General features: G+C 35.9%; 12 protein-coding genes. 5 read left to right on the plus strand and 7 right to left on the minus strand.

Annotated features, from left to right (window positions below; all coding sequences use genetic code 11):
• Positions 1-44: 44 nt before the first annotated feature.
• Positions 45-644, minus strand: coding sequence for a TetR-like C-terminal domain-containing protein (locus MKY15_RS08375; protein WP_342539421.1), 600 nt, complete (start codon positions 642-644; stop codon positions 45-47).
• 192 nt (positions 645-836) lie between these two features.
• Between MKY15_RS08375 and MKY15_RS08380 the strand changes: the two genes are divergently transcribed.
• The 3 genes from MKY15_RS08380 to MKY15_RS08390 all read left to right on the plus strand — a co-directional run bounded on the left by MKY15_RS08380 (position 837) and on the right by MKY15_RS08390 (position 4,743).
• A complete protein-coding gene (locus tag MKY15_RS08380) occupies positions 837-1,595 on the plus strand; it encodes an SDR family oxidoreductase (protein ID WP_067204498.1) in 759 nt (252 codons plus the stop codon).
• Between the two features lie 426 nt (positions 1,596-2,021).
• Positions 2,022-2,708, plus strand: a complete 687-nt coding sequence (locus tag MKY15_RS08385; RefSeq protein WP_067204501.1) for a response regulator transcription factor — start codon at positions 2,022-2,024, stop codon at positions 2,706-2,708.
• Entirely contained in the window at positions 2,695-4,743 is a 2,049-nt protein-coding gene (locus MKY15_RS08390) for a sensor histidine kinase (RefSeq protein WP_342539422.1), read from the plus strand. The genes MKY15_RS08385 and MKY15_RS08390 overlap by 14 nt, the downstream gene beginning before the upstream one ends.
• A gap of 406 nt (positions 4,744-5,149) precedes the next feature.
• Here the strand turns inward: MKY15_RS08390 and MKY15_RS08395 are convergent, their stop codons facing one another.
• On the minus strand, positions 5,150-5,485 hold the full coding sequence (locus tag MKY15_RS08395) for a MerR family transcriptional regulator (RefSeq protein ID WP_342539423.1): 336 nt from the start codon (positions 5,483-5,485) through the stop codon (positions 5,150-5,152).
• Positions 5,486-5,559: 74 nt separating this feature from the next.
• Here MKY15_RS08395 and MKY15_RS08400 point away from each other — a divergent pair, with 74 nt between their 5' ends.
• Complete coding sequence (locus tag MKY15_RS08400) at positions 5,560-6,249, plus strand: type 1 glutamine amidotransferase domain-containing protein (protein WP_342539424.1); 690 nt, start codon at positions 5,560-5,562, stop codon at positions 6,247-6,249.
• Between the two features lie 1,302 nt (positions 6,250-7,551).
• Here the strand turns inward: MKY15_RS08400 and MKY15_RS08405 are convergent.
• From MKY15_RS08405 to MKY15_RS08420, 4 genes are all read right to left on the minus strand, one after another.
• Positions 7,552-8,052 (minus strand): hypothetical protein, encoded by a 501-nt coding sequence (locus MKY15_RS08405; protein ID WP_342539425.1) that lies wholly within the window; start codon positions 8,050-8,052, stop codon positions 7,552-7,554.
• A 254-nt stretch (positions 8,053-8,306) separates the two neighbouring features.
• Positions 8,307-8,465 (minus strand): hypothetical protein, encoded by a 159-nt coding sequence (locus MKY15_RS08410; RefSeq protein ID WP_342539427.1) that lies wholly within the window; start codon positions 8,463-8,465, stop codon positions 8,307-8,309.
• Positions 8,466-8,542: 77 nt separating this feature from the next.
• Positions 8,543-9,106 (minus strand): recombinase family protein, encoded by a 564-nt coding sequence (locus MKY15_RS08415; protein WP_342539428.1) that lies wholly within the window; start codon positions 9,104-9,106, stop codon positions 8,543-8,545.
• Between the two features lie 162 nt (positions 9,107-9,268).
• Positions 9,269-9,550, minus strand: a complete 282-nt coding sequence (locus MKY15_RS08420) for a hypothetical protein (protein WP_342539429.1) — start codon at positions 9,548-9,550, stop codon at positions 9,269-9,271.
• A gap of 121 nt (positions 9,551-9,671) precedes the next feature.
• Here MKY15_RS08420 and MKY15_RS08425 point away from each other — a divergent pair, with 121 nt between their 5' ends.
• Positions 9,672-10,238 carry a hypothetical protein gene (locus tag MKY15_RS08425; protein WP_342539430.1) on the plus strand — a complete coding sequence of 189 codons (567 nt, stop codon included), beginning with the start codon at positions 9,672-9,674 and terminating at the stop codon, positions 10,236-10,238.
• A gap of 745 nt (positions 10,239-10,983) precedes the next feature.
• Here MKY15_RS08425 and pgeF read toward each other — a convergent pair.
• Positions 10,984-11,766, minus strand: coding sequence for a peptidoglycan editing factor PgeF (gene pgeF / locus MKY15_RS08430; protein ID WP_187046412.1), 783 nt, complete (start codon positions 11,764-11,766; stop codon positions 10,984-10,986).
• Between the last annotated feature and the right edge of the window lie 528 nt (positions 11,767-12,294).

The following is a 12,294-nucleotide window of genomic DNA, read 5'->3' on the forward strand; positions in this document are numbered from 1 at the left end:
CCAAAGAGTTCGAAAAGCACAAGGTACGTTTTTTCTTTGTTATTTTAGCCCCGCGATTCCGTGTCATTGAACGAGTTTTGATGGAGAATTGCGAGTAATTGTTCGGCCATATAATCCGGTGAATATAAGAATTCGCTGTCTATCCAAACAGTAATCATCCCCCAAATTGCGTATGCCTGGTAATTGGCTAACATCTTGATGTTGATATTTGTGTGTATGGTTCTATTGGATATGTCTTGAAGGACAAGTTGTGATAATTCGTTGCATATACGGGCTTGTAGACCTGTTAATATATTTGACTTTCCTAGTAATGTATAAAAATTGGCGTTAGTAGCCACGTGTTCGAATATTTTAATGGCTGAAGCAGTAAGCTTGCTGACTTCGAAAACAGTCAGACTTTCATAAGGTGCACGGTATGATGTGATTAAATCCTTCATGACTTCATCGATTATTTCTTCCAACAGTTCTTCTTTGTCTGGGTAGTGTTTGTAAAATGTTCCCCGATTAAGATCGGCAAGTTGGACAATATCTGTAATTGAAATATGTTTGAAGTCTTTTGATTGCATTAAGCTTAAAAGCGCGTTTTTTAGTGCTACTTTTGATTTTCGAATTCTTCTATCCACGCTTGGTGGTGTAGTGGACATTAGTAAACCTCCTCATTTTTTTTGATAAACGAACAAAATTCGGATAGATTGTCTAGTAATCAACAAGTCGATGTTGATTTGCTGATTGAATGAAGTAGCTTGAATTGATTATACTATAATTGAAAGATATTAAACATCTGTTCATTATCGTAATTGTGTAAGCACATTCAGTTAAAAATAGGAGGGAATAAAATGAAACTTCAAGACAAAGTAGCAGTTGTAACAGGAGCTGGTTCAGGCATGGGGAAAGCAATAGCTATGCTCTATGCGCAAGAAGGGGCAAAAGTGGTTGTGTCCGATATTAACGGTGATTCTGCTAATACGGTGGTAGAAGAAATTAAATCAAATGGTGGGGAAGCCATTGGTGTCGTTGCGAATGTTGCTAAAGAAGAGGACATTCAAAATCTAATAGACACAGCTGTCAGCACGTATGGCACGGTTGATGTGTTGGTGAATAATGCGGGTATCATGGACAATTTTGAAGCCGCGGGTGATATTGAAGATGACAAATGGGATCGGATTTTTGCGATAAATACGACGAGTGTTATGCGTTCAACTCGTAAAGTATTGCCAATCTTTTTGGCGAAAGAGCAAGGTGTGATTATTAATATAGCTTCAGCAGGAGGATTATACGGTGCTCGTGCGGGTGCAGCATACACGGCTTCTAAGCATGCTGTTGTTGGCTTTACAAAAAATACGGGCTTTATGTACGCTAAGCAAGGCATTCGTTGTAATGCCATTGCACCGGGGGGAGTAGAAACGAACATCGGAGCTTCGATGACATCCATCAATGCGTTTGGGATGGGACGTATTCAACCGGGACTAGCAATTAATCCACGTACGGGCAAATCTGAAGAGATTGCGAAGGTGGCATTGTTCCTAGCTTCAGACGATTCGAGCTTCGTCAATGGTACGGTCATAACGGCAGATGCAGGATGGACCGCTTATTAAATGAAATATAGGTACCTGGATCTGAAACGACTCTAAACCGTTTCGGATCCAGGTATTTTTATTAGTAGCGGTTTATGGAGACTAAATTTCAGGTGCAGGGAGTCGTACCATAAGTAAGTGATGTTTTTGCTTTAAATTTTTCAAATTAGATATGAATACAAAAATAAAGCCGATTTTCTGAGCAAACAGAAAATCGGCTTTTACAAATTTTTATGTACTTCAAGTTATATGATTTTCTAAGATTTTATATTGAATCAGGAAACACAGAATCGTCTATTCGGCATAATTATATTTACTTAGGAAAAAAACTAAGAAAGTCTTAAGAATTGGTGTGCGTGTTTGTTAAGATTTAAATAGTATCATATCCTTATACAGATCCTATAGGGGTGATCACATGAGCCTAAAGAGATGGAGGAATGAATGTAGTTGAACATTTTGATTTGTGATGATGATAAAGAAATTGTAAGAGCGATTAGCGTTTATTTGGAAAATGAGGGTTATCAAGTATTCAAAGCTTACAATGGGATAGAGGCAATCGATCTTATTCGAGATCACGTTATTCACCTAATTATTATGGATATTATGATGCCAAAAATGGATGGGATTACGGCGACGATGAAGATTCGACAAGATAATATGATTCCGGTAATTATGCTTTCTGCCAAGTCTGAGGATTATGATAAAATACTTGGATTAAATATCGGAGCAGATGATTATATGGCCAAGCCGTTTAATCCATTAGAACTTGTGGCTAGAGTGAAATCGCAGCTAAGAAGGTATACGACATTCGGGAGTCTTGAGGCGAGTAGTTATGTACTTCAAACGGGCGGGCTCATGATTGATGATGAACAGAAAATCATTACCGTTGATAAACAAGAGGTTTATTTGACACCAGTGCAGTATAAAATTTTAAAGCTTCTCACAGCAAATGCTGGGAGAGTATTCACGATTGAAGAGATTTATGAAAAGGTATGGAATGAAAGGGCCATTAATCCAGAAAATACGGTTTCGGTTCATATTCGAAAGATTCGAGAAAAAATTGAAATTAATCCGAAAGAGCCGAAGTATTTAAAAGTTGTATGGGGAGTTGGGTATAAAGTTGAGAAATATTAGTCATGCACTCATTACGAAAGTGGTTGTGTTTCTGATTGCCATCGTTTGTTTAACTGGTGCAGCGAAGGCAATTATCAACATGGAATTTAATGAGGTTCATCTTAGTAGTATAAATCAAGATAATTATTTTGAGAGCCGAGTATTTGCTGATGAAAGTTACGATCTTATTACCTCTTTAACGCAATTAATCGGAAAGTATAAAAGTGAAGAATATATTTTAGGTGGTAAGGCACTGACTAAAGAAGATAGACGAGGAATTGAAAACGAGTTATTCAATGAATTTCATTACAACGGATATGATTCCGACTTAAGTGAAGCGGACAATAAGCGCATCTTTAAAGAAGAATATGCAGATGACATCAATCGTAAAAAAGATGAACGCATGAAAGAACAGGTAAGAGAATTTTATCGGTTACTCAGCACACTAGAAGCATATGAAGGAAGCGTGTATTATGCGAGTGATGGTGAACATGTATTCTCCAATAGTGAACTAAATAAGAAAGAGCAATTTGAATCATTTGGTGCATATATGCTATTTGAGGATTATCAACAAAAGCTTTATCCAAATGAAGTGAAAGAAAGTCAATACCTCGATTACTTTACACACAATGTTGAAAAGTTGAATCCACAAAAAGACGTCATTTTTGTGGCGTTTAAAGAATCTTTCTTACAACAAAAAATGCAGGGATGGGAAAAAGACAAAGCGATTGCCAAAAGTTTTCTTAATGAATTAATTGTATTTCTAGCAGGATTTATTTTATCTTTTGTTTATCTAATCATGGTTATTGGAAGAACGTCATTTAAAGATAAAGAAATTCATTTTCATGTCATTGACAAACTATATAATGATCTCAATATTGTGATAGTCGTTTCTTTAACAGCGATGTGGATAGCAATGATTGTTGAAGTGTTGCACGATATGCACACGCTTCTCACGGCACCTATTTTTATCATTGCCTTACTGATGATTTTATCGCTCGTAAAGCATATCAAAAATAGATCATTACTTCAGCATACACTCATCTATCAAATTCTCAAAAAGGTTTTTCTTTCGGTGAAAAATGTATTTGATAGTGGCAGTATAGGTGTAAAAACTGTGCTGCTTGTCATCGGTTATCCAATAGTAGTTGCAGCAACGTTTTTCATGTTTCCCGTTACCATTGGTCTAGCTGCCTGGTTTGCGATGAAAAAGGTGAAGTCATTTAACCGCATTAAAGAGGGCGTAGAGCAAATTAAGAATGGGGATATTCATCATCGAATTGAAGTAGACGGAAAAGGGGAGTTTAGCCGACTCGCAGCGAATATTAATAGTATTAACGATGGGTTAAAAAAGTCAGTGGATAGTGAGATCAAGAGCGAGCGTTTAAAAACAGAGCTCATTACAAATGTTTCGCATGATATCAGAACGCCTTTAACGTCAATCATTACGTACGTCGATTTATTAAAAATAGAAAACGACCCTGAAATAATTGCAGAATATGTAGACGTGTTGGATCAAAAATCGAAAAGACTTAAGATCTTAACGGATGATTTATTTGAAGCGGCTAAAGCGTCAAGCGGAAGTATGCCTGTTCAGTTAGAACGGATTGACATGGTATCATTACTAACGCAAGGAATAGGAGAGATGGATGAAAAAATTGAAGCGTCGTCATTAAATTTTAAGTTAGCTCACCCAACAGAAAAGGTGTATGTGAAGGCTGATGGTAAACTCCTATGGCGCTCCATCGAAAACTTATTCTCGAATATTTTTAAATACGCACAACCTGCATCAAGGGTCTATATTGATGTTGAAGATTTAGGGAATGAAATACTCGTGACATTTAAAAATATTTCGGCATATGAATTAAATATTTCAGTCGATGAACTAATGGAACGCTTTAAACGAGGGGATGAATCTAGATCAAGTCAAGGTAGCGGATTAGGGTTGTCGATTGCTGAAAGCCTGATTCACATCCAGCTCGGACGGTTCTTAGTTCAAGTAGATGGCGATTTATTTAAGTCGATGATTTATCTACCGAAATTTCCAAATGAATAATGTAGCAAGGGAATAGGACATGTGAGTGTCCTATTCTTTTTCTGTGTATAGATGTAGCTAATAAAAGAGATAGAGATGTTGTTGAAAAATTTCAACGTACTTCAGGTTTAGAAAAACATGCTTATGCTAGAGAATTAGAGGATTGCGGATATTTAGAAAGAATACTGAAGGTAAGTATTGATGTGCAAATCGAAAATAATAATCAAATTGTAAAAGTATCTTATTCATGTGAAATGGACAAGGTACTTTTTTTCATGAAAAACCGCACTTAGCCACATCATGGAGAGCCGTATCATAAGTAAGATAATTAAAAAATTACCCATTTCATTTGGCCGTCACTTGATTGAAGACATTCACACTGTCTATTTGACAGGGGCAGCTCAAATGGAATCAACTTTTGAAATTTTTATATAACTATTTTTTCTTCGATTTCATGGATGTATGAATTTAAAATACCAATTTGCTCTTCTAATTTTTTCTTATGCTGAAATAAAATTGCTTTAGTATTCATATCTTCATATTCTAAATTTATGTTTGAAATGCTTACTCTTATATCTTCAATCGACATTCCTAGATGTCGGAAACATCTTATTAAATTAAGAATTTCAATGTCTTTATCATCAAATGTACGATGTTCTTGTTTATTTCTTTTTATTGGAGGAATTAAATTTATTTTTTCATAATATCTGATCGTGCTTGAAGGAATTTGAGCTAATAGGCTAGCTTTTTGAATAGAATACACAGCACGTCCTCCTTGACTTAAAGTATGGTTTAACCTTTAAGGTTCATAGTATCAAACAAAAAGGAGCATGTATAATGAAAAACATTTTAGTAGTTGTAACTAATATTTCTAAATATCCAAATCTGGAACGTGCAACAGGATTATGGTTAGGAGAAGCTGTTCACTTTGTAGATGAGATGGAAAAAGAGGGATATAAAATAGTTTACGTTAGCCCTAAAGGTGGATATACATCGATTGATCCACACAGCTTACAACCAGATCAAATGACTGAATTAGATTGGCAATATTATTCAAACGATGATTTTTTAAATAAGCTAGGTGCTACTTTATCGGCAGAAGATGTTAATCCTGAAGATTATGATGCCATCTATTATACAGGTGGACACGGTGTAATGTGGGATTTCCCTAATGATGAAAAGTTACAAAACATTGCTAGTAAAATATATGATAATGGCGGGATCGTCTCTGCTGTTTGTCATGGTACTGTTGGTTTATTAAATATTAAAAATGCGGCAGGTAACTATTTAATTGCCGACAAAAAGGTTGCAGGTTTTGCAAACACTGAAGAAATCGCACTTGGATTAGATAAAATAGTTCCATTTTTAACAGAAGATGAACTTGTTAACAGAGGAGCCAATTACGTGAAAGGCGAAGACTGGGCAGCGTTCGCTGTAGTTGATGACCGTGTTGTCACTGGACAAAATCCAGCATCAGGTGGTGCAGTTGCCAAAGGGGTATTAAAATTATTGAAATCAGCACGATAATATAACACTCGAGCTTCTGAAAAAAGCACTTCCTTGATCATTGATTGATCAAAGAAGTGCTTTTTTTGCTTTGGAAACGACGCTAAAATACTTCGGTTTAATGAAAGCTAGGGTGCTCGACTGTAATAGTAGATGCTTTAATTGGATTATATTCTAAGTAGTTGGTGTGATGTGTTTTCCAGTAACTGATTAATAGAAAACAATAAAAATCCGAGGTTTCTTTACGGTTGCTTTCATTTAATTTTCATATATAAAAATACACTCCGAGTGTATTGTGGAAATGAGCAACTTCTTCCCAATATACACTTTTTTATAATCAAAAAAGACGCATCTATGGCGCAATTTTGCGCATGAAACGTCTTTTGGATTCTTACCTGTTTAGTTTTTTTGATACACTGATCACTTTGGTGAAACTCTACTTAAATCTGCTCGTCAAAAGACGGGATTTGCAGAGATATCGTTCCTTCATGCTCTCTTTTTTATCCAGGAATGGCTTCACAACAAACCGTAAAGGTTTCTTAACAATCGGTTCCTGTTTAATTTTGTATATAAAAAATACACCCCAAGTGCATTGTAAAAATGCGCAAGTGTGCCTTTGGATTCGCCTTATAAAAAACTTTTCAGTATGCCTGTTCTGCTCGTATGAATACGGGAATAAGCAATGCAAAATATTTCATGCCCTTTTTAATCTGCTCACGTCAATACGTGGGATTTATAAGGACTCTCAAAAAATTAAATAACTACCTCTATTATACATAATTTTAGAAATAAAAGAAGCAGTAATATTCATTCCTACTTAAACGTTCTCTATTTATGAAATGAACGTTTAAAAATTAGTTGGGAACATCCTTCTTGATTTTTGTATGATATTCCGTCTTGCGAATTTTGATAACTCGCCATGAATCGAACGAAAAAAGCCCCTGGTCCGATTTTTAATCACAGCAAAAAAAGAACTGTGTCTCAATCGGTCCAAAGACCTCTATTAGTCATCACCGATCCCGCATGGGTTCGGTATTAAAAGTTAAAGTAAGTTGATATGCAATAAGTTTATCATTTCATTTCGAAGTTTTCAATTGCTATATTGAATTGTTTTGAAATATAACAGCGACCCTGTTTTTGTTACCTTTTAACTCTCATATAGATGCGGTTGACATAACACCCGTTCACGGAAGTAGTTAACTCCATTACTATTGAGTAATGGAGTTTGTAAGAATGTAAATACAGATAACTTGTGAGACAATTAGCACTTCCGTTCAGATATATGGATAGGTCGCTTTTTAACAAATCATCTTGACTTTGATTTCAGCTTAAAGGTTCATCGTGAACAGTATCAAAAATACCCTTATAACCCATTTTTATATAATCAATATTCTTAGGGTCTTTAGAAAGGATATTGATTACGTCTCCGCTCGCTCCGAAGTGGATTAGATACTTACTCGTAACAATAATAAATAAAGCATTGAAAGCACAAGTGTTTTTATTGAGAAGTACATCTATTGTATATAAGATTGCCTCACTTACTGGTACATCTTTTATTGATGCAATCTTACCAAACCCATCGTCAAGATCAAACTCTTCACTTGTTAGTTTATATTCTTTCCAATTAACTAAACATATACGCTTTGATAAGTTTTTAGCAATATATTTCTTTCTCCTATTGTATTCTAGGGAAATGAATAGATCGATAGTTGGCTCACCCAACGTGAGGTCGTTAATAAACTTTTGAATACCTTTTACTCGAACTTCACTAAAAAAACCCGTGGAGAATCTAACACGATTCTCCACGGGTGCATCAAAATACATAGAAGAACTCCACGGTTCAGTTAGGAGAACCCCGGACTTAGTATTAATGGATTTAGTCGGCGACCCTGTCGAGTTTCGTATCATACGTACCACTCCTTCTATCTTTTGAACAGAGATTTTGCGGCGAAGTGCCACCTTTCCAAGCAGCCTTACCGCTATGATTATCTATATCACGAGATATATAACCAGGCCCTTTTGTGGATTTTTTCACCTTATCAAAAATCGCGGCTTTACCACATTTCTCACTAATTTTTTTATAACCAAGTTTTTTTTGCAGCTGCTTCTGCTTCCTTATCTGTCTTGTATACAGGATCATTTTTAGAAAAAAGTAAATTTATGATATTCTTTGCAACTGAAGTAGTGGCTTCCCACATCACATCTCCAATAATAACAGCACCTGTTACAAGTACCATAACTGTTCTTCTCGGAAGTAGTTAACTTCATTACTCAATAAGATAAAGCTGCCCTGTAAAGGCAGCCGATACTTAAACTAAAGCAACCCTTTTGTTACTTCTCTTTTGGCACGGATTAGTGTGCTTTTAGAAATCCCTGTAATTTCTTCTACTTGCGTATAGGAATTTGTTTCTAATAGCTGTAAAGCGTGTGCTACTTGCTTTTTAGTGAATTTCTTCGGTCTACCTTCACGAAAATCAGGATTCTGCTTCGCAATTGCTTTACCCTCTGCTAATCGTTCAACTATCATATCCCTGTCAAATTCCGCAATGGCTGATAACATTCTTAAAATTAATCTGCCCATTGATGTATCTTCTACAAGTCCCATATTTAATATGTGAACCTTGATTCCTTTTGAAAGCAATTCTTTGATTAGATTTACCCCATCTTCTGCCGATCTTGCGAAACGGTCTAGCTTCGTAACTACCAATGTATCCCCTTTTTTCAGCAATGAAAGTAACTCTACAAATTGGGGGCGATCCGCTTTAGTTCCAGTGAATTTCTCGGAATAAATTTTGTCACAACCTTCACTTTTCAATGTCTGTAGCTGTAACTCTAAATCTTGTGATGCTGTACTTACGCGACCATAACCATATTTCATATGTATTTGCCCCCCTTTTTTGCGGTCTATTTATGACACTTAGTTACGACACCGATTGATGCCTTGATATTACTGCATCCTGATTTTGGTGTCAATACTTAAAAGTTACGAACATTGAAAGGGATAAAAAAAACTGCTCTTAAGCTTCACAAAGGTTACGATTTATTTCCTTCTTAACAAAACAGCAACTGTAGCAGCCCAAAGAAATATAACTACACCAATTGTAAGAGAAATACTCAAAACACTACGAGGCATAAGACCTATAGAGAAGATTAAAAATAATATAGATGCTACAAAAAAACGATTCCCCTTTGTTTCATTATCCAAACGATTCCAATTTAAAAAAACAATTATATAAGCCACTGGTGCAAAACAAAAAGCAATGATCAAAAAAGGTGTTTTTTTCAAATACCATGGTAGTTCATTTTCTTTATTTTCACTCAAAAAAACACTTCCCTATAAATATTTTTAAAATTGATTTTTCACTCTAATTGACTTCGTGACAGAATAAATAGTACTATATTAATGGTTAGTATTGCAAAAAAAAGAAAAAGGTGGAAACGAAATGAAAAATAGTCAAAAAATTATTGCGGGAGTACTGTCAGGAATTTTATTAAGTACATCATTAATAATACCAACAGCTAATGCTCAATCAAATCGGAGCATTCAAAATGAAATCCAACTTATATCAAGCGAAGAAAATTTTAAAAAAGTCCTTATAGAAATCATTGAATCAGAAAAAGAAAATTTTAATGATCCATCATATGGAGACTTTCTTATTGAAAAGCTCCAACATGATTCAACTGACCAAATGCAAACACGAGGTAAATTTACTTTAACAGCAAAACTTGGCGCGAAGGCTTTAAAAGAAGTAATGAATAAAACTGGCCAAAAAGGCTGGGATGCAACAATAAAGAAAATAGAAGACAATTTGGGAGTAGGACTAGTTATTTTTCATTGGAAAGCAATGAACGATTTAATTAATGTTCTTTCTAACTCGGGCACTACCATTACTGATGCAATTGCTGATTACTTAATCAAAAATGGTTTTAATGAAACATTTGCTTACGTAGTAGCCAGAGCTTTTGTCACTGTATTTTTCTATAATCAACAACAAAAAATATTTGTTTAAACATCTAATATCAGCCAAGCAACCTCATTCACAATTAGTCCCAAAGATAGTCACGCCAGGTTCAAAACACAACAGCTTTACATAATAAAAATTCTTGGCAGTTGTTTCCAACAGGCAACCCCTTGTCATGCCTCAGTTTCTCTCCTATAGCCCTTCCCTTTTTTATGCATCAAATTTTTATACATCGTTGAATTAACGGGCTTTCAGGTGGACGCTAGACGTGTCTAAACGAATAATTATACAAAATCCTTTCGCCATTTCCGCTGATCTTCTTCGGTTTTCTAAAAACGCTCACAGATAGTATAGAATCATCCGTAAAAGAAGAGGTAAAGACATATACACCTATTTCCGTTTATCATTGGTCTATGAGCAACCTGTGCGTTTCTGTGGCTATATTTGATAGTCTGAGAGAGTAGGACTTGTCCTTTTTGAGGATTTATCCTCTTTTTTTCTAGTAAGATCCTTTTGTGTCTAAGTGTAATAATTCGTCTTGATTTTTTATAGAAAAAGAGAAATGCATGTTAATTAGCGAATTCTATATAATGATTTTATTTAAAGACTTAATAGACTTAGTAACCTTTAACAGACTCATGAACCTAGAGCCACAAGGTTTTGCGAGTTTAGGGTGGACCCTGCCGCAAGGGGGAAGTTTCGCTATTTGAGAAAACAGTAATATCCGAAAAAGCACATCAACGTATTAAGCTGATGTGCTTTTTCGGATAGCTTGCATTGATGTAATTGATTGTTACTCTATCTCCATTTGGTCAATGTCCTTTTTTACAACGAACCCCAAATGCCTCCCACATTGTCTATCCTCTCGATAAGAAAAACCATCTGGATCTACATACGTGCAAGTTCGATCAATCGCAATCCGCTCAGCTGGAATTCCCGCCAACTCACATTGCCTTTTCACGACGAGCTGATTATCGATGTGATATTTGTGAGTGTCGTCATTGTAATACATAAAATCATCCGCATAGCCAAGCGCTTTAAATTTTAAATAGACATCTTCATCGACTTCAAACTTTTCCTGGCTTAGCGCTGCACCAATCTGGACGTGAAAATCGCTCGGATTACAGCGTTCAACTTGTGTTAAATGTTCGAATAGTTTCGACGTGATTTCTTTGACTGTGCCTTGCCATCCAGAATGGATCACGCCGATGAGGCCGTTCACTTCATTGTAAAAAATCACGGGTACACAATCAGCAGTAAAGCTGCACAATACAAGATTGGGCTCATAGGTATACAGGGCGTCTGTGTCCGCAATGGCGGTGTCCATTCGCTCGGCACCTTGTCCTTTATCGTTGAGCGTCACGCGATAGAAATTGGCGCTGTGTGTTTGAGTGGCACAAACGAAGTCACTCAGCTCGAGTTGTAAGGAAACGGCTAATCTTTTGCGATTTTCGATTATATTATCGGTTTTTTTGCAGGCATGGAGCGCCATGTTGTTGTGTTCAAGTTCGGCTCCATCTTTCATGGTCATCCCTGCTATAAATTTGTCATTGTTTACGTAAATCTTTGTTTTCATATCATCACCTAGCTTTACTATACCTTACTATCTATTCAAAAAAAATCATGGCTATCGATAATGTTGATGAAGAAATTCACGAATTTTATGTTGCGGCTTACCGCTATAGACTAGGCACTTTAAATTTATAATTAGAATTCAATAGAAACTTTAATAATCTCCTTGTACGACGAATGATTCTAGCGAAGGAGCGACAAGTGTGAGCCGAAGTAATGAGACTGACAGTGATCTTCTGGCGGGCTCATTACGGGAGGCCATCACCAAGCGATGAAGCGGTATTGGAAAATGCTCCCTAGTATTAAGCACAAAAAAACAACTTGCTTCCATTTTGTTAAGTACCGAGTATCTAGTTGCAAGAATGTGAAAATATGGTCACCCATTAAAGGATATAATTGTCCTTCAAATGGATGTCTGTTTACCTTGCGCTATCTGGTTGTCTTTAAAGGTGAATCTCGGTTAAATCACCTATATTGGTGACGAGTTCTCATTAAACTTCAAACTGTTCCAGAACCCCTACATTACCGAAAG

The sequence above is a fragment of the Sporosarcina sp. FSL K6-1540 genome (genome assembly GCF_038620285.1).
Classification (GTDB): Bacteria; Bacillota; Bacilli; order Bacillales_A; family Planococcaceae; genus Sporosarcina; species Sporosarcina psychrophila.

Bases quoted from the DNA above. Each gene is read 5' to 3' on its own strand.
- MKY15_RS08415 (WP_342539428.1), bottom strand. From the start codon at position 9,106: ATGAAATATGGTTATGGTCGCGTAAGTACAGCATCACAAGATTTAGAG.
- pgeF (WP_187046412.1), bottom strand. From the start codon at position 11,766: ATGAAAACAAAGATTTACGTAAACAATGACAAATTTATAGCAGGGATG.
- MKY15_RS08405 (WP_342539425.1), bottom strand. From the start codon at position 8,052: ATGTATTTTGATGCACCCGTGGAGAATCGTGTTAGATTCTCCACGGGT.
- MKY15_RS08380 (WP_067204498.1), top strand. From the start codon at position 837: ATGAAACTTCAAGACAAAGTAGCAGTTGTAACAGGAGCTGGTTCAGGC.
- MKY15_RS08410 (WP_342539427.1), bottom strand. From the start codon at position 8,465: ATGGTACTTGTAACAGGTGCTGTTATTATTGGAGATGTGATGTGGGAA.
- MKY15_RS08375 (WP_342539421.1), bottom strand. From the start codon at position 644: ATGTCCACTACACCACCAAGCGTGGATAGAAGAATTCGAAAATCAAAA.
- MKY15_RS08400 (WP_342539424.1), top strand. From the start codon at position 5,560: ATGAAAAACATTTTAGTAGTTGTAACTAATATTTCTAAATATCCAAAT.
- MKY15_RS08425 (WP_342539430.1), top strand. From the start codon at position 9,672: ATGAAAAATAGTCAAAAAATTATTGCGGGAGTACTGTCAGGAATTTTA.